This is a genomic window from Enterobacter sp. 22452 (assembly GCF_052045065.1).
GTDB classification, from domain to species: Bacteria; Pseudomonadota; Gammaproteobacteria; order Enterobacterales; family Enterobacteriaceae; genus Enterobacter; species Enterobacter mori.
Window position 1 is genome coordinate 143919 of record NZ_JBQEOB010000001.1, and the last position, 25128, is coordinate 169046.

Genomic DNA, 25128 nt, shown 5'->3' on the forward strand with positions numbered 1-25128 from the left:
AAAACAACAAATATTTTTTTTCGCGATTGTCGGTTATTTCACCGTTATAATTTCACTTCGTGATTACAACGGGAAATAACCTTTCGTTTTTTTCTTCAGCTCATCTGCGTTTTGCGCAATGCCAGAAAATCGAGAAGTCCCCCGATCAGGATCCCGGCGATGGCGAGCAGGGCACCCACATCCAGCAGGAGCGTTTCGAGCGGGAGCGTCAGAGAGGTGGTTGCATTAATGATGAGTACGACAAGCCACAATCCCAGCGCAAGGCACCCCACCGTTAACAACCGTAAGGCAAAACGGTAGGCGCGGTGATACTCGGTACGCGGCATAAAGTGTTCAGTACGCTGGGTATATTCCAGCGTCTGACGACACACCAGCAGCAATAAAATCCCCGGCACGGCGGCAACCACCGAGAAGAGATAGAATGTCGGCCAGCCGTGGGCTTCAACGAACCAGCCTGCAATGGGGCCGACGTATACGCGGCCCACGGCGGAAAGTGCTGAAAGCAGGGCAAACTGCGTGGCGGAAAATGATTTGTTGCACAGGGTCATCAGCAGGGCGACAAAGGCTGCCGTCCCCATTCCGCCGCAGAGGTTTTCAAAGAACACGGCTGCCGCCATGCTGATCGTATGCTTATCGGTAATCGACAGCAGCCAGTAGCCCGCGTTCGATGCCCCTTGCAGGATGCCGAAGATCAGCAGGGCGCGAAACAGCGTCAGCCGCTGCATCAACACGCCGCCGTACAAGGCGCCGACGATAGTTGCAAACAGTCCCAGCGTTTTATTCACCACGCCAACTTCCCCGGCATCAAAACCGACGCCGCGTATGAGGAAGGTGGTGGTCAGACTCATGGCAAAGGCATCGCCGAGCTTATACAGGACAATCAGCAGCAAAATCAGCCAGGCATTGTTGCGGCCAAAAAAATCACGCAATGGTTCAGCGACGGCCTGCTCCAGCGAGCGTGGAACCGGGATCACATCGCTCGGTTCAGGCGCGAACAGGGTGGCAATAATGCAGGGGATCAGCAGTGCGGCCATCAGCCAGTACATGCCCTGCCAGCCGAGATAGCGGTCAGCAAGCCACAGTGCGAGTCCACCGGAAACCAGCATGCCCAGTCGATAGCCCAGCACGCTGATGGCGGCACCCGCACCACGCTCTTCCGCTGGCAACACGTCCGTTTTCCAGGCATCGAACACGATATCCTGCGACGCGGAACAGAAGGCAATCACCACCGCAAGCGCTGCCATCCAGCGCAATTGCGTGGAAGGTTCGAGGAAGCCCATGGCGGCAATGGCCAGCAGTAACAGCACCTGCGTCATGACCAGCCAACCGCGACGCCGCCCGAGGAACGGCGGCGTATAACGGTCCATCACCGGAGACCAGAGGAACTTAAAGACGTAAGCCTGGCCGACAAGCGAGAAGAAGCCGATGGTTTTGAGATCGATATTCTCGACGGTCATCCACGCCTGTAAGGTGCCGGAGGTGAGCGCGAGGGGTAAACCGGAGGCGAAACCGAGGATCAGCAGAATGGCTGATTTCGGTTGCTGGAAAATGCGTAAGTAGTGACTGGACATGTTTTTATTGAAACTGACCCGGCTAAGCGCCGGGTCAGTGCGCAGAATTAACGAGCGTTCTGCTTGATGAAGTCATGAATGCTGGTGTCCTGCGCCATATCGGCGATGGTATCAGTCAGCACGCTGTTTACCGCGTTAGCAATGTTCTGGTTGGATGCCTGGAACGCACCTTCAACAGAGTAGCTGGCGCGGTAATTTTTGGTCATCTTGTTGCCGTTTTTCGCGGTAGCAATGATGGCGATATCCGCTTTGGTCGCGATGTTATAGCGCACGTTACCCTGGGAGACGTCAGCGTACAGGTTGTTCACGATGATCTGCAGATCAACCGCGCCGCTTGGCCCAATCATATAACCGCGTGAGGTCATCTGCTTCTCGAGCACTTCCTGCAGCAGGAAGCGCAGGTCGCGGGAGGCGGTCAGCGTAACCTGCTGGTTATCGCGGGTCACTTTTGCCAGCGCCTGGTCCTGACGCTGATCGGCACCGTTAATGCTCACGGTCACACCCATCAGGCTTGGATCCTGCTGAGGCAGGGTAATTTTTGGTGACACATCAATAGTCGTTGGCGGGGTTGCGCAGCCTGCCAGCATAAAAAGTGCTACCAACGGAAAGAAGAGTTTTTTTAACATTTTCAGGTTCTCAACGAATCGTAAGCATATAAAGAGAAAAATTGTCGCCATCATAACATCGCTAACGGCGAGGGGAAGTGGTCAACGCATGTAAATTCATCGCCTTGTCCGAAAACTGACCAGTTCACCGTTTTTCTCAATCCGTGTATGACAAAACGTATGAGCCTCACAGTGAACTTCATTCGTTTGAATGAGAAAATCAGACGAAAGCTAAATATTTGTTGTCAAGGTGTAATGGAAACGGTAAAAGCGGCTAACATTTAAAGGGATGGGTGACATCCTGGCGTTGTCGGAGGAGTAATTTCATGATGATACGTGAGCAGATAGAAGATAAATTAAGGGCAGCTTTTAACCCTGTGTTTCTCGAAGTTGTCGACGAAAGCTATCGTCATAACGTACCGGCGGGTTCTGAAAGCCACTTTAAAGTGGTTCTGGTCAGCGATCGTTTCCTGGGAGAGCGTTTCCTGAACCGACATCGCTTGATCTACAGTACCCTGACGGAAGAACTCTCCACAACCGTACATGCCCTGGCGCTGCATACCTACACCATTAAGGAATGGGAAGGCTTGCAGGATACGGTATTCGCATCACCGCCTTGCCGCGGTGCAGGCACCATAGCCTGATAAATCGGATTTGCAACCGCTGGAGCTTTTCCAGTATGTTGCTTGCAGATTTCCTCAAAACGGCCTCCGGGCCGTTTTGTTTTGTCTGAGTTTTGAGCGGATGGTGCGTTTTTAAGGCTAAAAATAGCCTTAAAGTGTGAAAAAAGCCGCAGCAACATGCCCCAACCGTTCTCGACTCACCTAAGTGATGCCGCTATAATGCCGCGTCTTATTGAATGTCTTCGGGATGATTCTGGCGACAGGGAATGTGAATCTGCACTAAGAGAGCATCCCGGTAAAACAGACAGATTCAGAGTTGACCGAGCACTGTGATTTTTTTGAGGTAACAAGATGCAAGTTTCAGTTGAAACCACTCAAGGCCTTGGCCGCCGTGTAACGATTACTATCGCTGCTGACAGCATCGAAACTGCTGTGAAAAGCGAGCTGGTCAACGTAGCAAAAAAAGTACGTATTGACGGCTTCCGCAAGGGCAAAGTACCAATGAATGTTGTTGCTCAGCGTTATGGCGCTTCCGTGCGTCAGGATGTGCTGGGTGAACTGATGAGCCGTAACTTTATTGATGCGATCATCAAAGAAAAAATCAATCCAGCCGGCGCGCCGAACTACGTTCCAGGCGAATACAAACAGGGCGAAGACTTCACCTACTCCGTAGAGTTCGAAGTGTACCCAGAAGTTGAGCTGAAAGGTCTGGAGTCTATCGAAGTTGAGAAACCTGTTGTTTCCGTGACTGACGAAGACGTTGACGGCATGCTGGACACCCTGCGCAAGCAGCAGGCGAACTGGAAAGAGAAAGAAGGCGCTGTTGACGCTGAAGACCGCGTTACCATCGACTTCACCGGTTCTGTAGACGGCGAAGAGTTCGAAGGCGGCAAAGCGTCTGACTTCGTACTGGCAATGGGCCAGGGCCGTATGATCCCAGGCTTCGAAGACGGTATCAAAGGCCACAAGGCTGGCGAAGAGTTCACCATCGACGTGACCTTCCCGGAAGAATACCACGCTGAAAACCTGAAAGGTAAAGCAGCGAAGTTCGTCATCAACCTGAAGAAAGTGGAAGAGCGCGAACTGCCAGAACTGACTGAAGAATTCATCAAGCGTTTCGGCGTGGAAGATGGTTCTGTTGCTGGCCTGCGTACCGAAGTGCGTAAGAACATGGAGCGCGAGCTGAACGGCGCTGTGCGTAACCGTGTGAAATCTCAGGCGATTGACGGTCTGGTGAAAGCGAACGACATCGACGTTCCTGCTGCCCTGATCGACAGCGAAATCGACGTACTGCGCCGTCAGGCTGCACAGCGTTTCGGTGGCAACCAGCAGCAAGCGATGGAACTGCCACGCGAGCTGTTCGAAGAGCAAGCGAAACGTCGCGTTGTTGTTGGCCTGCTGCTGGGCGAAGTCATTCGTACCCACGAGCTGAAAGCTGACGAAGAGCGTGTGAAAGGCCTGATCGAAGAGATGGCTTCTGCATACGAAGATCCATCAGAAGTGATCGAGTTCTACGGTAAGAACAAAGAGCTGATGGACAACATGCGCAACGTCGCACTGGAAGAGCAGGCTGTTGAAGCGGTACTGGCGAAAGCTAAAGTGTCCGAAAAAGCGACCTCTTTCAACGAACTGATGAACCAGCAGGCGTAATTTCGCCCCAACGGTTTAAAGTTTGAACAAAAACCCGTTGCCTTTTGGCGACGGGTTTTTTTTATCACACCAATAGCCCAGGAAGAGTGCTAAAACGCCCTTTCAGTGTTAGCGTAACAACAAAAGGTTGTTATGCTTGAAATAGGGCAATGTGAACCCCATAAGTATGGAATCACGATGAATGAGACTGGCTGATAATCCGTCCATAAGGTTACAATCAGTACAGCAGGTGTTTTCAATTTAGATCCAGGAGACGGAAATGTCATACAGTGGCGAACGAGATAACTTTGCACCCCATATGGCTCTGGTGCCAATGGTTATTGAACAGACCTCACGTGGTGAGCGTTCTTTTGATATCTATTCCCGTCTGCTCAAGGAACGCGTTATCTTTCTGACCGGCCAGGTGGAAGACCACATGGCTAACCTGATCGTGGCGCAGATGCTGTTTCTGGAAGCGGAAAACCCGGAAAAAGACATTTACCTGTACATTAACTCCCCTGGTGGCGTGATTACCGCAGGTATGTCCATTTATGACACCATGCAATTCATCAAGCCTAATGTAAGCACTATCTGTATGGGTCAGGCTGCATCTATGGGCGCGTTCCTGTTAACTGCAGGGGCGAAGGGTAAGCGTTTCTGCCTGCCTAATTCCCGCGTGATGATTCACCAGCCACTGGGTGGTTACCAGGGCCAGGCGACGGATATCGAAATCCACGCCCGAGAAATTCTGAAAGTTAAAGCGCGCATGAATGAACTTATGGCGCAGCATACGGGTCAACCCCTCGAGCAGATCGAGCGCGATACCGAGCGCGATCGCTTCCTCTCTGCTCCAGAGGCAGTTGAGTACGGCTTAGTCGACTCCGTGTTAACCCATCGTAATTGATGCCCGCGACGCGAGTGTGCCGCTATACTAAAGTAGGGCGGCACGCTGCTTTAAGCAGCTTGCGTCTGAGATTGGCATTTGCGTCGTCATGTGCGGCACAAAGAACTTAAAAAGAGGTTTGGACTCATGACAGATAAACGCAAAGATGGTTCGGGCAAACTGCTGTACTGCTCTTTTTGCGGCAAAAGCCAGCATGAAGTGCGTAAACTGATTGCCGGGCCGTCCGTGTATATCTGCGATGAATGTGTCGACTTATGTAACGACATCATTCGCGAAGAGATTAAAGAAGTTGCGCCACACCGTGAGCGTAGCGCGTTGCCAACGCCGCATGAAATTCGTCATCACCTTGACGACTACGTCATCGGGCAGGAGCAGGCCAAGAAAGTGCTGGCAGTGGCGGTATACAACCACTACAAACGTCTGCGTAACGGCGATACCAGTAACGGTGTGGAACTGGGCAAAAGTAACATTCTGCTGATTGGCCCAACAGGCTCCGGTAAAACGCTGCTGGCCGAAACGCTGGCGCGTCTGCTGGATGTTCCGTTTACTATGGCTGATGCCACCACCCTGACCGAAGCCGGTTATGTGGGTGAAGACGTTGAAAACATCATCCAGAAACTGCTGCAGAAGTGCGACTACGACGTACAGAAAGCGCAGCGCGGGATTGTCTACATCGATGAGATTGACAAGATCTCCCGTAAGTCTGACAACCCGTCCATCACCCGTGACGTGTCGGGCGAAGGCGTGCAGCAGGCGCTGTTGAAATTGATCGAAGGTACGGTTGCCGCCGTTCCACCGCAGGGCGGTCGTAAACATCCGCAGCAGGAGTTCCTGCAGGTTGATACTTCCAAAATTCTGTTTATCTGCGGCGGTGCGTTTGCAGGCCTTGATAAAGTGATCTCTCACCGTGTTGAAACCGGCTCCGGCATTGGTTTTGGCGCGACGGTGAAATCCACCTCCGAAAAACCAAACGAAGGTGAGCTGCTGTCACAGGTTGAGCCGGAAGATCTGATCAAATTTGGTCTGATCCCTGAGTTCATTGGTCGTCTGCCGGTTGTGGCAACGCTGAATGAACTGAGCGAAGACGCGCTGATCCAGATCCTGAAAGAGCCGAAAAACGCGCTGACCAAGCAGTATCAGGCGCTGTTCAATCTGGAAGGCGTTGAGCTGGAATTCCGTGACGAAGCGCTGGACGCGATCGCCAAGAAAGCAATGGTCCGTAAAACCGGCGCGCGTGGTCTGCGTTCTATCGTTGAAGCAGCACTGCTCGACACCATGTACGATCTGCCGTCCATGGAAGATGTCGAAAAAGTGGTTATCGACGAGTCCGTTATCGGCGGGCAGACCAAGCCGCTGCTGATTTATGGCAAACCGGAAGCTCAGCAGGCATCTGGCGAATAATTCACCAAATCATACAAGCAGTTATTCAAAAAGGGGGGATTTTATCTCCCCTTTACTTTTTCCGTATTCATGGCGTTGAATGTGTGGGAAACATCCCCATATACTGGTTACATGTTAATGGTTGTGTGAAGCACAGTGACATAACCAGTTTACCTGGCGGACACTAAACTAAGAGAGAGCTCTATGAATCCTGAGCGTTCTGAACGCATTGAAATCCCCGTATTGCCGTTGCGCGATGTGGTGGTTTATCCGCACATGGTCATACCCTTATTTGTAGGGCGGGAAAAATCTATCCGTTGCCTCGAAGCCGCCATGGATCATGATAAAAAAATCATGCTGGTGGCGCAGAAAGAAGCATCAACGGATGAGCCGGGTGTAAACGATCTTTTCACCGTCGGGACCGTGGCCTCTATTTTGCAGATGCTGAAGCTGCCTGACGGCACCGTGAAGGTGCTGGTAGAAGGCCTGCAGCGTGCGCGTATTACCACTTTGTCAGACGATGGCGAACACTTCTCTGCCAAGGCAGAGTATCTTGATTCGCCTGAGCTTGATGAGCGCGAGCAGGAAGTGCTGGTGCGCACCGCGATTAGCCAGTTTGAAGGCTATATCAAGCTGAACAAGAAAATCCCACCAGAAGTGCTAACGTCGCTGAACAGCATCGACGATCCTGCGCGTCTGGCGGACACCATCGCTGCACACATGCCGCTGAAGCTGGCTGACAAACAGTCCGTGCTGGAAATGTCCGACGTTAATGAACGTCTGGAATACCTGATGGCGATGATGGAATCTGAAATCGATCTGCTGCAGGTTGAGAAGCGTATTCGCAACCGCGTGAAAAAGCAGATGGAAAAATCTCAGCGTGAGTACTATCTGAATGAGCAAATGAAGGCCATTCAGAAAGAACTGGGCGAGATGGACGACGCGCCGGACGAAAACGAAGCGCTGAAGCGTAAGATCGACGCGGCGAAGATGCCGAAAGAGGCGAAAGAGAAAGCGGAAGCCGAGCTGCAGAAGCTGAAAATGATGTCTCCAATGTCGGCTGAAGCGACCGTCGTGCGCGGCTACATTGAGTGGATGGTGCAGGTTCCGTGGAACGCCCGCAGCAAGGTCAAAAAAGATCTGCGTCAGGCTCAGGAGATCCTGGATACCGACCACTACGGCCTGGAGCGCGTGAAAGACCGCATTCTTGAGTACCTCGCGGTACAAAGCCGTGTGAACAAAATCAAAGGCCCAATTCTGTGTCTGGTAGGGCCGCCAGGGGTAGGTAAAACCTCTCTGGGTCAGTCCATCGCCAAAGCGACCGGACGTAAGTATATCCGCATGGCGCTGGGTGGCGTACGCGATGAAGCGGAAATCCGCGGTCACCGCCGTACCTACATCGGTTCAATGCCGGGTAAACTGATCCAGAAGATGGCGAAAGTGGGCGTTAAAAACCCGCTGTTCCTGCTCGATGAGATCGACAAAATGTCGTCAGACATGCGTGGCGATCCGGCGTCTGCGCTGCTGGAAGTGCTTGATCCAGAACAGAACGTGGCGTTCAGCGATCACTACCTGGAAGTGGACTACGATCTGAGCGATGTGATGTTCGTGGCGACGTCCAACTCCATGAACATTCCGGCCCCGCTGCTGGACCGTATGGAAGTGATCCGTCTCTCCGGCTATACCGAAGACGAGAAGCTGAACATTGCGAAACAGCACCTGTTGCCGAAGCAGATTGAGCGTAACGCGCTGAAAGCGAACGAGCTGACCGTTGAGGACAGCGCGATTGTTGGCATCATCCGCTACTACACCCGTGAAGCGGGCGTGCGTAGCCTTGAGCGTGAAATTTCTAAACTGTGCCGTAAGGCGGTGAAACAGCTGCTGCTGGATAAGAGCCTGAAACACATCGTGATTAACGGCGACAATCTGCACGCCTACCTGGGCGTACAGCGCTTTGATTACGGTCGCGCAGACAATGAAAACCGCGTTGGTCAGGTGACCGGTCTGGCATGGACGGAAGTGGGTGGCGATCTGCTGACCATCGAAACCGCCTGCGTGCCGGGCAAAGGCAAGCTGACCTACACCGGCTCGCTGGGTGAAGTGATGCAGGAGTCCATTCAGGCGGCATTGACCGTGGTGCGCGCGCGCGCGGAAAAACTGGGCATTAACGCGGATTTCTACGAAAAACGCGACATCCACGTTCACGTTCCGGAAGGGGCGACGCCGAAAGATGGCCCAAGTGCGGGTATTGCTATGTGTACCGCGCTGGTTTCCTGTCTGACGGGCAACCCGGTGCGTGCCGACGTGGCGATGACCGGTGAAATTACCCTGCGTGGTCAGGTACTGCCAATCGGTGGATTGAAAGAAAAACTGCTGGCGGCACATCGCGGTGGGATCAAAACCGTATTGATTCCTTATGAAAATAAACGCGATCTGGAAGAGATTCCGGACAACGTGATTGCCGATCTGCAGATCCATCCGGTGAAACGCATTGAGGAAGTTCTTAGTCTCGCACTGCAGAATGAACCCTCCGGAATGCAGGTTGTAACCGCAAAATAGTGACCTCGCGCAAAGAGCGTCAATAAAAACAAGGCTGGTAAGTCATTTCGCACTTGCCAGCCTTTTTTTGTATAGCTAATTTAGATTGCTGATTGGGTTAGCCATCAACAACGGGTGTTGTAAGGTCATGGCAGGCCTGATATAACTGCTGCGCGGTCGCGCTGTGAAGGATTCAGGTGCGATATAAATTATAAAAGAGAGGAAGAGAACAGTGAATAAATCTCAACTGATTGACAAAATTGCTGCTGGTGCTGATATTTCTAAAGCTGCAGCTGGACGTGCGTTAGATGCATTAATTGCTTCTGTTACTGAATCTCTGCAGTCTGGGGACGACGTTGCGCTGGTAGGCTTCGGTACTTTTGCTGTTAAAGAGCGTGCTGCCCGTACTGGCCGCAACCCTCAAACCGGTAAAGAGATCACCATTGCTGCCGCTAAAGTGCCGGGTTTCCGTGCAGGTAAAGCGCTGAAAGACGCAGTAAACTGATTGCTTTCCCGCTTCAGGGAAGCCGAAAAGTACAAGGGCGCATCAATTGATGTGCCTTTTTTGTTTGTCCAGACCTGGTTTGTGCGAGTTTATGCGAGTTGTGGGCTGACAATCGCACCGTTTTCTTGTCACAATACGCCTTTACGCGCGACGGTAAGGATTTTCCGTCAGCGTCAGGTAACCAGTCACCTACAGCGGAGTGTTGTTACACCATGATGGACAGCTTACGCACGGCTGCTAACAGTCTCGTGCTCAAGATTATTTTCGGTATCATTATCGTGTCGTTCATTTTGACCGGCGTGAGCAGTTACCTTATCGGCGGTGGCGCGAACTATGCCGCAAAAGTGAACGGCCAGGAGATCAGCCGTGGGCAGTTCGAGAACGCTTTCGCCGGTGAACGTAACCGTATGCAGCAACAGCTGGGCGATCAATTCTCTGAACTGGCAGCGAACGAAGGCTATATGAAAACCTTGCGTCAGCAGACGCTTAATCGCCTTATCGATGAAGCGTTGCTGGACCAGTATGCGAAGGGACTGGGTCTTGGCATTAGCGATGAGCAGGTCAAAAAAGCCATCTTCTCAACTCCGGCATTCCAGTCTAACGGCAAATTCGACAACGCCCGTTACAACAGCATCGTAAACCAGATGGGAATGACTGCCGATCAGTACGCGCAGGCGCTGCGTAACCAGCTGACCACTCAGCAACTCATCAATGCCGTTGTAGGCACCGATTTCATGCTCAAAGGTGAAACCGACGAACTGGCTGCGCTGGTGGCTCAGCAGCGTGTCGTGCGTGAAGCGACAATTGATGTGAATGCACTGGCGGCAAAGCAGCAGGTGAGCGACGCAGAAGTTAACGCTTACTACGAGCAGAACAAGAACACTTTCGTTGCGCCTGAGCAGTTCCGCGTGAGCTACATCAAACTGGATGCGGCTGCGCTGCAGGAAACCGCGTCTGACGCGGAAATCCAGTCTTACTACGACCAGCATCAGGATCAGTTCACTCAGCCGCAGCGTAACCGCTACAGCGTGATTCAGACTAAGACCGAGGCAGATGCCAAAGCCGTGCTGGATGAGCTGAACAAAGGCGCTGATTTCGCGACCGTCGCGAAAGCAAAATCCACCGACATTATCTCTGCGAAAAACGGCGGTGATATGGGCTGGCTGGAAGACGCGACCACGCCGGACGAGCTGAAAAATGCCGGCCTGAAAGAGAAAGGCCAGCTGTCAGGCGTCGTTAAGTCTTCCGTTGGTTTCCTGGTCGTGCGTCTGGACGACATCACCGCGGCAAAAACCAAGCCGCTGGCTGACGTTCGCGATGATATCGCGGCGAAAGTGAAACAGGAAAAAGCGCTGGATGCTTATTACGCACTGCAGCAGAAAGTGAGCGATGCGGCGAGCAACGACAATGAATCTCTGGCGGGTGCAGAGCAGGCGGCGGGTGTCAAAGCGGTTGAAACAGGCTGGTTTGGACGCGACAACCTGCCGGAAGAGCTGAACTTCAAGCCGGTTTCTGACGCCATCTTCAACGGTGGTCTGGTAGGCGAGAACGGCACGCCGGGCAGCAACTCTGACATCATTACCGTTGACGGTGACCGTGCATTCGTTCTGCGTGTCAGTGAGCACAAAGCGGAAGCCGTTAAGCCGCTGGCGGAAGTGAAAGATCAGGTTATTGCGCAGGTTAAGCACAACAAAGCTGAGCAGCAGGCAAAACTGGATGCTGAGAAGATCCTGGTTGACCTGAAAGCAGGTAAAGAGGACGCGCTGAAAGCCGCTGGCCTGAGCTTCGGTGAGGCGAAAACGCTGAGCCGTACCGGTCAGGACCCAATCAGCCAGGCCGCGTTTGGTCTGACGCTGCCAGCGAAGGATAAACCAAGCTTCGGCACCACAACCGATATGCAGGGTAACGTTGTTCTGCTGGCGCTGGATGAAGTGAAAGCGGGCACGCTGCCAGAAGCACAGAAGAAAGCGATGGTTCAGGGGATTACCCAGAACAATGCCCAGATTGCCTTCGAAGCCATGATGAGCAACCTGCGTAAAGAAGCAAAAATCAAGCTGGGTGATGTGATGACTCAGCAGCAGTAATTACGAGTCTGCTCGCAGATTTTCGTAACGCTCTGCAAAAACTAAAGGCCGCTTTCGCGGCCTTTTCCATTTCTGCAATCTGCTGTTTGTGCCCGTTTTACCCGGCGGCTATCGTGACGTGGCTGTCAACAAACAAGGAGAAAACAGCATGAAACGTGGAATCAAAGCACTGTTAATTACGCTGGCTATTGCCACCACCGGGATGAGCGCGGGCGCGCTGGCGGTGACGCCCGCCGCTAAACCACAGGCTACGCAGAGCAAGTCTGACGCGGCAGCGCCGGTGCAGGGGCAAACCAAAGCGACTGATGTCGGTAAAAATACCGATGATGACGGTACGCGGGTCAGCATCAATTCGGCCTCTGCGGAAGATCTCGCTCGCGTCATGAATGGCGTTGGCCTGAAAAAAGCGCAGGCTATCGTCAGCTACCGCGAAGAATATGGTCCTTTCAAAACGGTCGACGATCTCAAGCAGGTACCGGGAATGGGGAGTGCGCTGGTTGAGCGCAACCTCTCACACCTGACGTTGTAATTACGCAATTTCTTGCACTGCGGCCAAATTTTGCCAGGATAAAGAGGTCATACCAGTTATGACCTCTCATCCTACAATAACAGTAAAGGCTATTGCGCTATGCAGACAAAAATCAAAGTACGCGGTTTCCATCTCGACGTTTACCAGCACGTGAACAACGCCCGCTATCTTGAGTTTCTTGAAGAGGCGCGCTGGGACGGGCTGGAAAACAGCGAAAGCTTTCAGTGGCTGACCGCGCACAACATCGCGTTCGTGGTCGTCAATATCAACATCAACTACCGCCGTCCGGCCGTGCTGGGGGATGTGCTGACCGTCACCAGTCAGGTTCAGCAGCTAAACGGTAAAAGCGGGGTGTTGAGCCAGGTGGTGACGCTGGATCCTGAAGGGCAGGTCGTGGCTGATGCTCTGATCACCTTTGTCTGTATCGATCTGAAAACGCAGAAAGCGCTGCCGCTGGAAGGGGAGTTGCGAGAAAAGCTGGAGCTGATGATCGCGTAGAAAGTTTGTCTTTTATAAAAGACAAAAGGAATTTTCAGGGATAGAATAATGGACAGGGACTACGTTGTTGAACGTTACCGGACCCGTGACGGAAAAGTGCCGTTTGAAGAGTGGGTAGCGAAGATGAAGCGAAAGGATCCGGAGTTAGCGTTTCGGATCCTTCTGCGAATTGACCGTGCTGAGAAAGGGAATTTCGGCGATTACCGATATCTCAGAGAGGGGATCTGGGAACTGAAAATTGATTGTGGTCCCGGCTATCGAATCTATTTTTCGGTACAACATCGCAAGATCCTGTTGTTGCTGATCGGCGGTGACAAAAAGAGTCAAAAGACTGATGTGAAACTGGCAATAGATTACTGGAGAGAACATCAAAAGGATAAACCGGATGAGCAAGAGCCAACGAAAATTTTCTAGTTCCGTCAGCCACGATGAAGCCGTCGTAAAAATGCTTCGTGAAAACCCTTCCTACGCTCAGCTATATCTGCAGGTTGCATTGGATGAGATTTATGAAGACCAGGGGATCCCAGCATACTTAATCGCGTTAAGACGTGTTATCGAATCCCGCGGCGGCATAGGTGAAATCGCTGCCAAAGCAGGTCTGTCCCGTCAGCAGCTATACCGAACCCTGTCAGACAACGGCAACCCAACGCTGACAACGCTGATGAAGGTTACCCGTGCTGCCGGTGTGAAACTGTTCGACAGCACGGTCAAGTAGGCCTATTTAAGCCCGGTTTTTTTCTGCATCGCGGTCATCACGCCGACTTTATCGGCAAGATAATGGTTCAACCCATTCGCACGCAGATTACAGGCCGCGCACTGGCCACAACCGTCGCCTTTGATGCCGTTATAGCAGGTGAGCGTCTCGCTGCGAACCAGGTCCAGCTTGCCCCAGTAGTCGGCCAGCGCCCAGGTTTCGGCCTTATCCAGCCACATCAGCGGAGTTTCAAAGCGCGTCTCTTTTGCCATGCCAAGATTAACGGCGTGGTTGAGCGCTTTCACGAACTCATCACGACAGTCCGGGTAGCCGGAGAAGTCGGTCTCGCACACGCCCGTGATCACCGCTTCGGCTTGCACCTGGTAGGCGTAGATTGCGGTCAGCGTCAGGAACAGAATATTGCGGCCCGGCACAAAGGTATTCGGAATACCGCTGGCATCGGGTTCGTAGTCAGGTACCGGGATACTGTCCCGGGTGAGGCTACTGACGGCCAGTTCATTTAACAGCGTAACGTCCAGCACCTTGTGCGCGCGTGCGCCCAGTTTCAAAGCCAGTTCACGGGCCACGTCGATTTCAGCGCGGTGGCGCTGACCATAATCGAAAGTCACGCAGTGAACTTCATCGTACTGATGAAGAGCCTGAACCAGGCAGGTAGTGGAATCTTGTCCTCCGCTGAACACGACGACGGCACGTTTCATAAATCATCTCGACAGTTACGGTAAAAACAGTATGTTAACGCCTGACTTCAGCGCCGACCAGCTTCTTCACGATTTGGGGGCAGGAAGCCAGGCTTCGGTGAAATCAAACCAGCCACGGGTATTAAGCCGGATACCGTTAACGCCCGGTGGGGCGCTGATTTGATACTGGTAGTTAAATAGCGGTGTAATCACCGCATTTTCCATAAGCTGGCTAAAAATGGCTTTCAGGCCTGCATGCCGCGCCAGTTCGTCGGCCTGGGTCTGAACCGCATCCAGCGTGGCTTGTAGATGAGCAAACTGCGGCGCGCTTAACAGGTGCGGCCAAAGCGCATCACAGCGTAGCCACTGCTCAAGCGTGTACTCTGGCGCTTCCCCAATCAGCCTGTCACCCATCATGATATCCGCCTCTGCCAGTCGCTGGCATCCGTCCCATGTTTTGGCATTGTGAAAAATGACCCTAAGCTCACAGCCTTGTTGGGCAAGGTACTGTTTCAGCTGGTTTGCCATGGTGTGGAGTTCAACCGGCAGATGATAAATCAGCGTCAATGTTTCAGGCAGACGAACATCCGTTAAATCAGGCCACTGCGGTATATCCCAGCCGGGCAGGAGTTCTTCCGTAGGCGTGATTAAACCCTCATTCAACGGCAGCGTGTGCAGCAGCGTCGAGAGATGGATGATATTGATCAGCCGTCGTGCCTGCATTTTGTTCAGGCGTGGGCTGTGCTTCAGCGTGAGATAACAAAACCCCAGGCTGGTACTGCTGCTTACCAGCCGCAGGTTTTCCAGTTCATCAAGCTCGCCAATGGCGATTTGTACCGGATGACGACAGCTGGTGCCAAGCCCGTAGTCAAACAGCGTCGGCGTGATCCAGTATTCAATCGCTTTCAGTAGCGGGTGGCTAAGATGGTACTGCTCGTGGCTTTCCAGACGAACCAATTCAGGATCGAACACGCTCAGTTTGAAAGGACCGCTGCCCGTCATGGGCTGGTCGGGATGGGCGAGGCGACTGCAGTATGTCGCCAGGCGGTGCGCAAGCCAGTGGTCCGGCTGATGGAGGGTAAATGTCAGACACTGCGGGTGGGTGACGTCAATGCGTAATACGCTCTGAAACAGCTTACGCAGGGCTGGCAGCGCCAGCAGCGCCGTCAGGCTTCGCTGAAGCTGTGCCGTCTCGATTTTATCGCCGTTATGCCAGTGCAGGGTGGAACGGATGTAAAAGTGCCACCGCAGGCCGTCCGCCGAGACCTCCCAATGGTGCGCCAGATCCCCCGTTGGTTCGCTGCCGCTGCCGTGAAAGCGCGTCAGCCCGGAGAAAACGTGCCCGGCCAGATGTTGCTCCGCCCGACCGGGCAAAAATCCGGGATGAAGGGGATCCAGCGAGCGGTAGTAGGGGATACGCAGCGTCGGCGTATCGTTTTGCCAGTGGCCGCCCAGAAATGGATGCAGCAGCGCACGTAAATCCTCAGGCGCAAGCTGTGCCAGTTCGAGGGCGTTATGTTGCTGCCCGCTTTTCAGCGCCTCTTCCATCATCACATTGCGCAGCGATTCCGGGGTGACGTGAAACGTCAGCTCACCTCGCTTTCCGCGACCAGACTGCGCTTGCCAGCTGAGCCACCCAGCCTCCTGAGCCTGACGCAGCAGCGTTCGGACATGCCGCTCGCTACAAAAACAGCGGGCGGCCAACTCGCTGATAGTGACCTGCTGCGTTGCACCCTCGGAAGGTTGCCACAGTCGCTGATACTGATTAAGACGATTAAGCTGGCGCATAAGAAACCCGGAACAATAATTATCATCTATTCACTATTACTTCCGTATATCTCACACGATACTGATACACAAGTTAATCGCATCACATTTTCAGGAGTAATCATGGCCAGGCTTGCGGCATTTGATATGGACGGCACGCTGTTAATGCCGGATCACCGTCTGGGGAAGAAAACCCTGAGTACCCTGAAGCGCCTGCGCGAGCGAGATGTCACCCTGACGTTTGCCACCGGTCGTCATGTGCTGGAAATGCGCCATTTGCTGGGCGCGTTTTCCCTCGACGCCTTTCTGATCACCGGCAACGGGACGCGAATTCACTCCGTGGAAGGCGATGTGCTGCACCGACAGGATCTCAACCCGGAAGTGGCGGATATCGTGCTGCACAGTACCTGGGACACGCAGGCCAGCATCCACGTCTTTAACGATGGGGGCTGGTTTACCGGCAGCGAAATCCCGGAATTATTGCATGCGCATGTTTACAGCGGCTTTAAATATCAGCTGATCGATCTGCGGCGGATCCCCGCCCATGCGGTCACCAAGATCTGCTTTTGCGGCGATCATGACGATCTCTGTCGCTTACGGATTCAGCTGAATGAGGCGCTGGGCGACCGGGCGCACCTGACCTTCTCGGCGGTGGATTGTCTGGAAGTGCTGCCGGTGGGCTGTAACAAAGGTTCAGCCCTGGCGGTTCTGAGCGACCACCTGGGCTTAACGATGCAGGATTGTATGGCGTTTGGCGACGCCATGAACGACCGCGAGATGCTGGGCAGCGTCGGTCGCGGTCTGATTATGGGGAACGCGATGGCGCAGCTAAAAGCGGAACTTCCCCATCTGCCGGTTATCGGACACTGCGGCAATGAAGCGGTGTCCCATTTTTTGACGCATTGGCTGGACAACAACAACCTCCCGTATTCCCCCGAATAGTGAGACCCTTCCAGCAAGCCAGACTTCGGTCTGGCTTTTTTTATTTCACCAGCTCTGCAATCTGCGCTTTCCACGGGGCGATATTGCCGATGTTGGCCTGCACCCACTCCGCGTTGTAGTAGGTCTCGAGATAACGCTCGCCGCTGTCGCAGAGCAGCGTGACGATGGAACCGGTGCGGCCCTCTTCGCGCATGCGTGCGGCAAGCTGCAGTGCGCCCCACATGTTAGTGCCCGTTGAGGCGCCCACTTTGCGGCCAAGCTGCGTCTCCAGCCAGTGCGCCGTTGCCACGCTTGCGGCATCCGGCACGCGCATCATCTCATCCACGACGTCGGGAATGAAAGAGGGCTCCACGCGCGGGCGACCAATCCCTTCAATTTTACTGCCTACCGGGCTACGCAGTTCGGCGTTACGGTTTTGCCAGTAGTCGAGGAACACGGAGTTCTGGGGGTCAACCACCATCAGCTGGGTATCGTAGCCCTGACAGCGGATGTAGCGGCCGATAGTGGCAGACGTGCCCCCCGTACCGGCGCTCATTACAATGTACGACGGAACCGGGTGCGGCTCGTGGGTCATCTGGCGGAAAATACTGTCGGCAATGTTGTTATTGCCGCGCCAGTCGGTGGCTCGCTCGGCGAAGGTGAACTGGTCCATATAGTGGCCGTTCAGCTCGCGCGCCAGCATTTCAGAGGCGGCGTAGATTTCGCAGGCGCTTTCCACAAAGTGGCAGCGTCCGCCGTAAAATTCGATCTGTTCGATTTTGCGTTTTGCAGTGCAGGACGGCATGACGGCGATAAACGGCAGGCCCAGCAGTCGGGCGAAATAGGCTTCGGACACCGCTGTGGAACCGGACGAGGATTCAATAATCGTCGTGCCTTCTTTAATCCAGCCGTTACATAAACCGTATAAAAACAGGGAACGTGCCAGACGATGCTTCAGGCTACCGGTAGGATGAGTGCTTTCGTCTTTCAGATAGAGCTGAATGCCGTCAAATCCCGGCAGGGAAAGGCGAATCAGGTGCGTATCCGCCGAGCGCTGATAGTCGGCATTGATTTCGCTGATCGCATGTTTAACCCAGGTGCTATTCATCGTAGTTATCCGTTTGTCATTTTGTGCCTAGCATAGCGAAAAGCACAGAAAAAATTGTTGCTATCTGGCCTTTAAAATAGAATGTAGGGAGAAAAATTTTCTCTGCGAGGTGGGTATGCTAGATAAAATTGACCGCAAGCTGCTTTCATTGTTGCAAACGGACTGCACCCTCTCTTTGCAGGCGTTAGCAGATGCCGTTAATCTGACCACCACACCGTGCTGGAAACGCCTCAAGAAGCTGGAAGATGACGGCGTGCTGCTGGGCCGTGTGGCGTTATTAGATCCCGAAAAACTGGGGCTTGGACTGACGGCCTTTGTCCTGATAAAAACGCAGCACCACAGCAGCGAATGGTATTGCCGCTTTGTCACTCAGGTTTCTGAGATGCCTGAGGTGCTCGGCTTCTGGCGTATGGCGGGAGAATACGATTACCTGATGCGCGTCCAGGTGGCCGACATGAAGCGCTATGATGATTTCTACAAGCGGCTGGTCAACAGCGTACCGGGCTTGTCGGATGTCACCTCAAGCTTCGCGATGGAACAGATAAAATACACCACAGCATTACCCATTGAATAACTTCGAAAAATACCTTCAGGAACAAACCGCGTGCGATTATTTGCCCAATTAAGCTGGTACTTTCGTCGGGAGTGGCAACGCTACCTCGGCGCGGTATGCCTGCTTATTATCATTGCCATTCTGCAGCTGATCCCGCCAAAAGTGGTGGGGTACGTCGTGGATGGCGTCACCGAACAGCATTACACCACCGCACGGGTGTTGATGTGGGTCGGCACGCTGGTGCTGACCGCGGTGATTGTATACCTGCTGCGCTACGTCTGGCGCGTGCTCTTATTCGGTGCGTCCTATCAGCTGGCCGTTGAGCTGCGTGAAGATTTTTACCGCCAGCTGAGCCGCCAGCATCCTGAATTTTATCTCCGCCACCGGACCGGTGACCTCATTGCCCGCGCCACCAACGACGTGGACCGCGTGGTCTTTGCCGCCGGGGAAGGGGTGCTGACGCTGGTGGATTCACTGGTCATGGGCTGCGCGGTGTTGATTGTGATGTCGACCCAGATTAGCTGGCAACTGACCCTGCTGGCGCTGCTGCCAATGCCGCTGATGGCGCTGGCGATCAACCGCTACGGTGAAAAGCTCCACGAGCGTTTCAAGCTGGCGCAGGCGGCGTTTTCATCGCTCAACGATCGCACCCAGGAGAGTATGACCAGCATCCGCATGATCAAAGCGTTTGGCCTGGAAGACAGACAATCTGCTCTGTTTGCAGCCGATGCCGCAGACACGGGGGCGAAGAACATGCGCGTCGCGCGTATTGACGCCCGTTTTGACCCGACAATTTATATCGCGATTGGCATGGCGAATATGCTGGCGATTGGCGGCGGGAGCTGGATGGTGGTGCAGGGTTCCATGACCCTCGGTCAGTTGACCAGCTTTGCCATGTATTTGGGGCTGATGATCTGGCCGATGCTGGCGCTGGCGTGGATGTTTAACATCGTTGAGCGCGGCAGCGCCGCGTACAGCCGTATTCGCGCGATGCTGGCGGAAGCGCCGGTGGTGAAGGACGGCAGCGAAGCCGTTCCCGATGGGCGCGGGACCGTGAAAGTCGATATTCAATCATTTAGCTATCCGCAGACGACGCATCCGGTGCTCGAAAACGTAAACTTCACCCTGCAGCCCGGACAGATGCTGGGAATTTGCGGCCCAACGGGAGCCGGAAAAAGCACCGTTCTCTCTCTGCTGCAGCGCCACTTCGACGTGACGCAGGGCGATATTCGTTTTCATGACATTCCCTTGTCGAACCTGCTGCTGGACGGCTGGCGTAGCCGCCTGGCGGTGGTGAGTCAGACGCCGTTTTTATTCTCCGATACCATCGCGAACAATATCGCCCTCGGTCATCCTTCGGCAACACAGGACGAGATTGAACATGTGGCGCGCTTAGCCAGCGTTCATGACGATATTTTGCGTCTGCCGCAGGGCTATGAAACGGAAGTCGGCGAGCGCGGGGTGATGCTCTCCGGCGGACAAAAGCAGCGAATTTCGATCGCGCGTGCGCTGCTGCTGAATGCTGAAATCCTGATCCTGGACGATGCGCTTTCCGCCGTTGATGGCCGTACTGAGCATCAGATCCTGCACAATCTTCGTCAGTGGGGAGAAGGACGCACGGTGATCATCAGCGCCCACCGCCTGTCGGCGCTGACGGAAGCCAGTGAAATTCTGGTGTTGCAGCACGGGCATATCGCCCAGCGCGGGCAGCACGAGCAGTTGGCGGAACAGCCGGGCTGGTATCGCGACATGTATCGTTATCAGCAGCTGGAAGCGGCGCTGGATGAGGAGGCGACCCATGCGTAAGCTCGGAACAATGTGGCCGACGCTCAAACGCCTTCTGGCCTACGGTTCGCCATGGCGTAAACCGCTTTCGGTTGCCGTGCTTCTGCTGTGGATTGCGGCGATTGCCGAAGTCAGCGGCCCACTGCTTATCAGCTATTTCATCGACAATATGGTGGCGAAAAGCTATCTGCCGTGGGGGCTGGTCGCAGGCTTAGGCGTGGCCTACGTTGGGCTACAGTTAACGGCGGCAGGGCTGCACTATGCCCAGTCGCTGCTCTTTAACCGGGCAGCCGTGGGCGTGGTACAGCAGCTGCGTACGGATGTCATGGATGCCGCGCTGCGCCAGCCGCTGAGCGAGTTTGACACCCAGCCGGTCGGGCAGGTGATTTCGCGCGTGACCAACGATACTGAAGTGATCCGCGATCTCTACGTCACCGTAGTGGCAACCGTGTTGCGCAGCGCCGCGCTGATCGGTGCGATGCTGGTCGCCATGTTCAGCCTCGACTGGCGTATGGCGCTGGTGGCGATCACTATCTTCCCGGCGGTGCTGATCGTGATGGTGATCTACCAGCGCTACAGCACGCCGATTGTTCGCCGGGTGCGCGCTTATCTGGCCGACATCAATGATGGCTTCAACGAAGTGATCAACGGCATGAGCGTCATCCAGCAGTTCCGCCAGCAGGCGCGCTTTGGTGAGCGCATGGGCGAAGCCAGCCGTTCGCACTATATGGCGCGTATGCAGACGTTGCGTCTGGACGGCTTCCTGCTGCGTCCATTGCTTAGCCTGTTCTCGGCGCTGGTCCTCTGTGGCCTGCTGATGCTGTTTGGGCTGACAACGCGTGGAACCATTGAGGTGGGGGTGCTATATGCCTTCATCAGCTATCTGGGGCGCCTTAACGAACCCCTGATTGAGCTCACTACCCAGCAATCGATGCTGCAACAGGCGGTGGTCGCCGGTGAGCGCGTGTTCGAGCTGATGGACAGACCGCGTCAGACCTATGGCGATGATGAACGTCCTCTGCAAAGCGGTTCGATTACCTTTGATAAGGTCTCGTTTGCTTACCGCGATGACCAGCTTGTCTTACAGGACATTAATCTTGAGGTACCGTCGCGCGGCTTCGTGGCGCTGGTGGGGCATACCGGCAGCGGCAAGAGTACGCTCGCCAGTCTGTTAATGGGCTACTATCCGTTAACGCAAGGTGAGATCCGCCTCGATGGACGCCCGCTTGCATCACTCAGCCACAATGTGCTGCGTAAGGGCGTCGCCATGGTGCAACAGGACCCGGTCGTACTGGCCGATACCTTCTACGCTAACGTCACGCTGGGTCGGCCTTTTACCCAGGAACAGGTCTGGGAGGTGCTGGAGAAAGTGCAGCTGGCCGATCTGGCGCGCGGGTTCAGTGAGGGTATCAATACGAAACTAGGCGAGCAGGGGAATAACCTCTCCGTAGGGCAGAAACAGCTGCTGGCCCTGGCGCGCGTGCTGATTGAAACGCCGCAGGTGCTGATTCTTGATGAAGCGACGGCCAGCATTGACTCCGGTACCGAGCAGGCCATCCAGCAGGCGCTGGCCGCTGTTCGGGATCACACCACGCTGGTGGTCATCGCGCATCGCCTCTCAACCATTGTCGATGCCGATACCATCCTGGTGCTGCATCGTGGACAGGCCGTTGAACGAGGTACGCACAGACAACTGCTGGAAGAGAAAGGACGCTACTGGCAGATGTACCAGCTGCAGCTGGCAGGTGAAGAGCTGGCAGCCAGCGCGCGCGAAGAAGAGTCGCTGAGCGCCTGATGCACCAAAAACAGGCAAGCTGCTAACAGTCATTCCTGTTGGTGCAAAACTGAAACGCACTGTGCACTGCCATGGTGCGTTTTTTTTCACCCATTCGGTATTGAACCCCATTCCTGGCTCATCGCCCGCCGTTTTCTCGCTGTTTTCAATTCTGGCACACCCCTTGCAATGTCCCTTACGTGTTAGCTGCGGCCATTACCGAATTCTGACTGGAGGGGATTTATGAAGCTGGTTACGGTTGTAATCAAACCATTCAAACTCGAAGACGTACGTGAAGCGTTGTCTTCAATGGGTATTCAGGGACTGACTGTCACCGAAGTGAAAGGCTTTGGTCGTCAGAAGGGTCATGCCGAGCTTTATCGCGGTGCGGAATACAGCGTGAATTTCCTGCCAAAAGTAAAAATCGATGTCGCGATTGCGGATGACCAGCTTGATGAGGTCATTGATGTCATCAGCAAAGCGGCCTACACCGGCAAAATTGGCGACGGCAAAATTTTCGTTGCCGAACTGCAGCGCGTCATTCGCATTCGTACCGGCGAATCTGACGAAGCGGCTCTGTAAGTAACTCCTGGCACACAGTGATAGGGATCGAGAAAATGAAGATAGCAACACTCAAAACGGCTCTGGGGTCGCTGGCACTGCTGCCGGGCCTGGCACTGGCTGCGCCTGCCGTGGCAGACAAAGCCGATAACGCCTTTATGATGATTAGCACCGCGCTGGTGCTGTTCATGTCAATTCCGGGCATTGCGCTGTTCTATGGCGGCCTGATCCGCGGCAAGAACGTGCTCTCCATGCTGACGCAGGTTGCGGTAACGTTCGCGCTGGTCTGCGTGCTGTGGGTAGTTTACGGATACTCGCTGGCGTTCGGCACCGGCAATGCGTTCTTTGGTAACTTCGACTGGGTGATGCTGAAAAATATCGAGCTGACCGCGCTGATGGGCAGCTTCTATCAGTACATCCACGTTGCTTTCCAGGGATCGTTTGCCTGCATCACCGTCGGGCTGATTGTGGGTGCGCTTGCTGAGCGTATTCGTTTCTCTGCCGTCCTGATCTTCGTGGTGGTCTGGCTGACGCTCTCCTATGTGCCTATCGCGCATATGGTATGGGGCGGTGGTCTGCTGGCGAGCCATGGTGCGCTGGACTTTGCGGGCGGCACCGTTGTACACATCAACGCCGCAGTCGCGGGCCTGGTGGGTGCCTACCTGATTGGCAAACGTGTGGGCTTCGGGAAAGAAGCGTTCAAGCCGCACAACCTGCCGATGGTGTTTACCGGTACGGCGATTCTCTACTTTGGCTGGTTTGGCTTCAACGCAGGCTCTGCAAGTGCCGCTAACGAAATCGCCGCGCTGGCCTTCGTGAACACCGTTGTCGCAACGGCGGGTGCAATCCTCTCCTGGGTCTTTGGCGAGTGGGCCGTTCGCGGTAAACCGTCTCTGCTGGGTGCCTGTTCGGGTGCTATTGCCGGTCTGGTCGGTATCACGCCAGCCTGTGGTTACGTGGGGGTAGGTGGTGCGCTGCTGGTGGGTTTGGTTGCAGGCCTTGCGGGTCTGTGGGGCGTTACCGCTCTGAAACGTGTTCTGCGCGTTGACGACCCTTGCGATGTATTTGGCGTCCACGGCGTCTGCGGCATCGTCGGCTGTATCATGACCGGGATCTTTGCTGCCAAATCACTGGGCGGCGTGGGTTATGCGGAAGGCGTCACCATGGTTCACCAGGTGCTGGTACAGCTGGAAAGTATTGCCATCACCGTTGTGTGGTCTGCTGTAGTGGCCTTTATTGGCTATAAGCTGGCGGACATGACTGTCGGCCTGCGCGTACCGGAAGAGCAGGAACGCGAGGGTCTGGACGTCAACAGCCACGGCGAGAATGCGTATAACGCATAATAAACAGCAAAACGGCAACTTCGGTTGCCGTTTTTAGTATGTATTCCCTCTCCCTGTGGGAGAGGGTCAGGGTGAGGGCATCAGGCCGCATAAGGTTAAAGCAAAACGGCAACTTCGGTTGCCGTTTTTAGTGTGTATTCCCTCTCCCTGTGGGAGAGGGTCAGGGTGAGGGCATCAGGCCCCACAACATCACCCTCTGTTACGCATCACCCCTTCCTGCACCGTCGAGGCGACCAGCACGCCATCCTGCGTATAAAACTCTCCACGCACAAAGCCGCGCGCGCTTGATGCCGACGTACTTTCCACGCTGTAGAGCAACCACTCATTCATGTTGAATGGACGGTGGAACCACATCGAGTGGTCGATGGTGGCGACCTGCATCCCTTTTTCCAGGAATCCCACGCCGTGCGGCTGCAGCGCCACAGGCAGGAAGTTAAAGTCAGACGCATAGCCCAGCAGGTACTGATGAACGCGGAGATCTTCCGGCACTGTACCGTTGGCACGCATCCAGACCTGACGTTTCGGTTCTGCAGTGTGGCCTTTCATCGGGTTATGGAATTCAACGGGGCGGATCTCAAGCGGCTTATCGCAGAGGAACTTCTCCTTTACCTGCGGCGGAAGCAGATGCGCCAGCGCGCGGGCGATATCGGTTTCCGATTTGAGATCGTCAGGCGAAGGGGCTGGCGGCATCACTTTTTGATGCTCATAGCCCGGTTCAGGCGCCTGGAAAGAGGCGGTCATGTAAAAGATCGGTTTGCCATGTTGAATGGCTGCCACGCGGCGAGCACTAAAACTGTTGCCATCTCTCAGCACTTCAACGTCATAGACAATGGGTTTTGCGCTATCGCCAGGGCGCAGGAAGTAACTGTGAAAGGAGTGCACCAGACGGTCGGTCGGGACGGTTTCCTTGGCTGCGTACAGCGCTTGTCCCACGACCTGCCCACCGAAGACCTGGCGTAAACCCAAATCTTCGCTCTGTCCGCGAAAGAGTCCTTCCTCAATTTTTTCCAGATTCAGTAATGTCAGCAGATTGTTCAGTGCCTGACTCATAGTCGTCC

The 25128-nt window shown here is 54.5% G+C and carries 23 protein-coding genes; 17 read left to right on the forward strand and 6 right to left on the reverse strand.

Annotation, left to right across the window (positions count from 1 at the left end; all coding sequences use genetic code 11):
- Window positions 1–95 precede the first annotated feature (95 nt).
- Both ampG and ACTJJA_RS00715 read right to left on the reverse strand, forming a co-directional pair.
- A complete protein-coding gene (ampG, locus tag ACTJJA_RS00710; RefSeq protein ID WP_440665613.1) occupies window positions 96–1571 on the reverse strand; it encodes a muropeptide MFS transporter AmpG in 1476 nt (491 codons plus the stop codon).
- Between the two features lie 47 nt (window positions 1572–1618).
- Window positions 1619–2197, reverse strand: a complete 579-nt coding sequence (locus ACTJJA_RS00715; RefSeq protein WP_010428101.1) for a lipoprotein — start codon at window positions 2195–2197, stop codon at window positions 1619–1621.
- A gap of 305 nt (window positions 2198–2502) precedes the next feature.
- On the opposite strand from ACTJJA_RS00715, the gene bolA reads away from it, so the two are divergent.
- From bolA to ACTJJA_RS00770, 11 genes are all read left to right on the forward strand, one after another.
- Window positions 2503–2820 carry a transcriptional regulator BolA gene (gene bolA, locus ACTJJA_RS00720; RefSeq protein ID WP_010428102.1) on the forward strand — a complete coding sequence of 106 codons (318 nt, stop codon included), beginning with the start codon at window positions 2503–2505 and terminating at the stop codon, window positions 2818–2820.
- A 330-nt stretch (window positions 2821–3150) separates the two neighbouring features.
- Complete coding sequence (gene tig, locus ACTJJA_RS00725) at window positions 3151–4449, forward strand: trigger factor (protein WP_211446192.1); 1299 nt, start codon at window positions 3151–3153, stop codon at window positions 4447–4449.
- 259 nt (window positions 4450–4708) lie between these two features.
- Window positions 4709–5332 (forward strand): ATP-dependent Clp endopeptidase proteolytic subunit ClpP, encoded by a 624-nt coding sequence (gene clpP, locus ACTJJA_RS00730; RefSeq protein ID WP_440665616.1) that lies wholly within the window; start codon window positions 4709–4711, stop codon window positions 5330–5332.
- Between the two features lie 126 nt (window positions 5333–5458).
- Window positions 5459–6733, forward strand: coding sequence for an ATP-dependent protease ATP-binding subunit ClpX (gene clpX / locus ACTJJA_RS00735; protein WP_010428107.1), 1275 nt, complete (start codon window positions 5459–5461; stop codon window positions 6731–6733).
- 183 nt (window positions 6734–6916) lie between these two features.
- Window positions 6917–9271 carry an endopeptidase La gene (gene lon / locus ACTJJA_RS00740; RefSeq protein ID WP_089599338.1) on the forward strand — a complete coding sequence of 785 codons (2355 nt, stop codon included), beginning with the start codon at window positions 6917–6919 and terminating at the stop codon, window positions 9269–9271.
- A gap of 211 nt (window positions 9272–9482) precedes the next feature.
- Complete coding sequence (hupB, locus tag ACTJJA_RS00745; RefSeq protein WP_010428111.1) at window positions 9483–9755, forward strand: nucleoid-associated protein HU-beta; 273 nt, start codon at window positions 9483–9485, stop codon at window positions 9753–9755.
- A 212-nt stretch (window positions 9756–9967) separates the two neighbouring features.
- Window positions 9968–11839, forward strand: a complete 1872-nt coding sequence (ppiD, locus tag ACTJJA_RS00750; RefSeq protein ID WP_440665618.1) for a peptidylprolyl isomerase — start codon at window positions 9968–9970, stop codon at window positions 11837–11839.
- Window positions 11840–11987: 148 nt separating this feature from the next.
- Window positions 11988–12368: a helix-hairpin-helix domain-containing protein gene (locus ACTJJA_RS00755; RefSeq protein WP_108415716.1), complete on the forward strand. Its 381-nt coding sequence runs from the start codon at window positions 11988–11990 to the stop codon at window positions 12366–12368.
- 99 nt (window positions 12369–12467) lie between these two features.
- Window positions 12468–12866, forward strand: a complete 399-nt coding sequence (locus ACTJJA_RS00760; protein WP_025756175.1) for a YbgC/FadM family acyl-CoA thioesterase — start codon at window positions 12468–12470, stop codon at window positions 12864–12866.
- Between the two features lie 48 nt (window positions 12867–12914).
- A complete protein-coding gene (locus ACTJJA_RS00765) occupies window positions 12915–13280 on the forward strand; it encodes a type II toxin-antitoxin system RelE/ParE family toxin (protein ID WP_440665621.1) in 366 nt (121 codons plus the stop codon).
- Window positions 13252–13581, forward strand: a complete 330-nt coding sequence (locus ACTJJA_RS00770; protein ID WP_063144765.1) for an addiction module antidote protein — start codon at window positions 13252–13254, stop codon at window positions 13579–13581. Before ACTJJA_RS00765 ends, ACTJJA_RS00770 begins: the two co-directional genes overlap by 29 nt.
- 2 nt (window positions 13582–13583) lie before the next feature.
- On the opposite strand, the gene queC is transcribed toward ACTJJA_RS00770, so the two are convergent.
- Together queC and ACTJJA_RS00780 are read right to left on the reverse strand one after the other, a co-directional pair.
- Entirely contained in the window at window positions 13584–14279 is a 696-nt protein-coding gene (gene queC, locus ACTJJA_RS00775; RefSeq protein ID WP_089599334.1) for a 7-cyano-7-deazaguanine synthase QueC, read from the reverse strand.
- A gap of 66 nt (window positions 14280–14345) precedes the next feature.
- Window positions 14346–16046 (reverse strand): SgrR family transcriptional regulator, encoded by a 1701-nt coding sequence (locus ACTJJA_RS00780; protein ID WP_440665623.1) that lies wholly within the window; start codon window positions 16044–16046, stop codon window positions 14346–14348.
- Between the two features lie 102 nt (window positions 16047–16148).
- On the opposite strand from ACTJJA_RS00780, the gene cof reads away from it, so the two are divergent.
- A complete protein-coding gene (cof, locus tag ACTJJA_RS00785; RefSeq protein WP_440665625.1) occupies window positions 16149–16967 on the forward strand; it encodes an HMP-PP phosphatase in 819 nt (272 codons plus the stop codon).
- Between the two features lie 40 nt (window positions 16968–17007).
- Here the strand turns inward: cof and ACTJJA_RS00790 are convergent, their stop codons facing one another.
- Window positions 17008–18054, reverse strand: coding sequence for a PLP-dependent cysteine synthase family protein (locus tag ACTJJA_RS00790; protein WP_440665627.1), 1047 nt, complete (start codon window positions 18052–18054; stop codon window positions 17008–17010).
- Between the two features lie 115 nt (window positions 18055–18169).
- On the opposite strand from ACTJJA_RS00790, the gene ACTJJA_RS00795 reads away from it, so the two are divergent.
- The 5 genes from ACTJJA_RS00795 (at window position 18170) to amtB (ending at window position 24070) form a co-directional block, all read left to right on the forward strand.
- Window positions 18170–18628, forward strand: a complete 459-nt coding sequence (locus ACTJJA_RS00795) for an Lrp/AsnC family transcriptional regulator (protein ID WP_010428130.1) — start codon at window positions 18170–18172, stop codon at window positions 18626–18628.
- A 30-nt stretch (window positions 18629–18658) separates the two neighbouring features.
- Window positions 18659–20413, forward strand: coding sequence for a SmdA family multidrug ABC transporter permease/ATP-binding protein (locus tag ACTJJA_RS00800; protein ID WP_440665630.1), 1755 nt, complete (start codon window positions 18659–18661; stop codon window positions 20411–20413).
- Window positions 20406–22187: a SmdB family multidrug efflux ABC transporter permease/ATP-binding protein gene (locus ACTJJA_RS00805; RefSeq protein WP_212474110.1), complete on the forward strand. Its 1782-nt coding sequence runs from the start codon at window positions 20406–20408 to the stop codon at window positions 22185–22187. Before ACTJJA_RS00800 ends, ACTJJA_RS00805 begins: the two co-directional genes overlap by 8 nt.
- Before the next feature lie 222 nt (window positions 22188–22409).
- Entirely contained in the window at window positions 22410–22748 is a 339-nt protein-coding gene (glnK, locus tag ACTJJA_RS00810; protein WP_008503304.1) for a P-II family nitrogen regulator, read from the forward strand.
- A gap of 35 nt (window positions 22749–22783) precedes the next feature.
- On the forward strand, window positions 22784–24070 hold the full coding sequence (gene amtB, locus ACTJJA_RS00815; RefSeq protein ID WP_042714776.1) for an ammonium transporter AmtB: 1287 nt from the start codon (window positions 22784–22786) through the stop codon (window positions 24068–24070).
- A 189-nt stretch (window positions 24071–24259) separates the two neighbouring features.
- Here the strand turns inward: amtB and tesB are convergent, their stop codons facing one another.
- A complete protein-coding gene (gene tesB, locus ACTJJA_RS00820; protein ID WP_089599328.1) occupies window positions 24260–25120 on the reverse strand; it encodes an acyl-CoA thioesterase II in 861 nt (286 codons plus the stop codon).
- Window positions 25121–25128: the final 8 nt, after the last annotated feature.

What these genes read in the sequence shown, in the direction of transcription:
- ampG (WP_440665613.1), bottom strand. Translation starts at nt 1,571, where the DNA reads ATGTCCAGTCACTACTTACGCATTTTCCAGCAACCGAAATCAGCCATT.
- ACTJJA_RS00715 (WP_010428101.1), bottom strand. Translation starts at nt 2,197, where the DNA reads ATGTTAAAAAAACTCTTCTTTCCGTTGGTAGCACTTTTTATGCTGGCA.
- bolA (WP_010428102.1), top strand. Translation starts at nt 2,503, where the DNA reads ATGATGATACGTGAGCAGATAGAAGATAAATTAAGGGCAGCTTTTAAC.
- tig (WP_211446192.1), top strand. Translation starts at nt 3,151, where the DNA reads ATGCAAGTTTCAGTTGAAACCACTCAAGGCCTTGGCCGCCGTGTAACG.
- clpP (WP_440665616.1), top strand. Translation starts at nt 4,709, where the DNA reads ATGTCATACAGTGGCGAACGAGATAACTTTGCACCCCATATGGCTCTG.
- clpX (WP_010428107.1), top strand. Translation starts at nt 5,459, where the DNA reads ATGACAGATAAACGCAAAGATGGTTCGGGCAAACTGCTGTACTGCTCT.
- lon (WP_089599338.1), top strand. Translation starts at nt 6,917, where the DNA reads ATGAATCCTGAGCGTTCTGAACGCATTGAAATCCCCGTATTGCCGTTG.
- ppiD (WP_440665618.1), top strand. Translation starts at nt 9,968, where the DNA reads ATGATGGACAGCTTACGCACGGCTGCTAACAGTCTCGTGCTCAAGATT.
- ACTJJA_RS00755 (WP_108415716.1), top strand. Translation starts at nt 11,988, where the DNA reads ATGAAACGTGGAATCAAAGCACTGTTAATTACGCTGGCTATTGCCACC.
- ACTJJA_RS00760 (WP_025756175.1), top strand. Translation starts at nt 12,468, where the DNA reads ATGCAGACAAAAATCAAAGTACGCGGTTTCCATCTCGACGTTTACCAG.
- ACTJJA_RS00765 (WP_440665621.1), top strand. Translation starts at nt 12,915, where the DNA reads ATGGACAGGGACTACGTTGTTGAACGTTACCGGACCCGTGACGGAAAA.
- ACTJJA_RS00770 (WP_063144765.1), top strand. Translation starts at nt 13,252, where the DNA reads ATGAGCAAGAGCCAACGAAAATTTTCTAGTTCCGTCAGCCACGATGAA.
- queC (WP_089599334.1), bottom strand. Translation starts at nt 14,279, where the DNA reads ATGAAACGTGCCGTCGTCGTGTTCAGCGGAGGACAAGATTCCACTACC.
- ACTJJA_RS00780 (WP_440665623.1), bottom strand. Translation starts at nt 16,046, where the DNA reads ATGCGCCAGCTTAATCGTCTTAATCAGTATCAGCGACTGTGGCAACCT.
- cof (WP_440665625.1), top strand. Translation starts at nt 16,149, where the DNA reads ATGGCCAGGCTTGCGGCATTTGATATGGACGGCACGCTGTTAATGCCG.
- ACTJJA_RS00790 (WP_440665627.1), bottom strand. Translation starts at nt 18,054, where the DNA reads ATGAATAGCACCTGGGTTAAACATGCGATCAGCGAAATCAATGCCGAC.
- ACTJJA_RS00795 (WP_010428130.1), top strand. Translation starts at nt 18,170, where the DNA reads ATGCTAGATAAAATTGACCGCAAGCTGCTTTCATTGTTGCAAACGGAC.
- ACTJJA_RS00805 (WP_212474110.1), top strand. Translation starts at nt 20,406, where the DNA reads ATGCGTAAGCTCGGAACAATGTGGCCGACGCTCAAACGCCTTCTGGCC.
- glnK (WP_008503304.1), top strand. Translation starts at nt 22,410, where the DNA reads ATGAAGCTGGTTACGGTTGTAATCAAACCATTCAAACTCGAAGACGTA.
- amtB (WP_042714776.1), top strand. Translation starts at nt 22,784, where the DNA reads ATGAAGATAGCAACACTCAAAACGGCTCTGGGGTCGCTGGCACTGCTG.
- tesB (WP_089599328.1), bottom strand. Translation starts at nt 25,120, where the DNA reads ATGAGTCAGGCACTGAACAATCTGCTGACATTACTGAATCTGGAAAAA.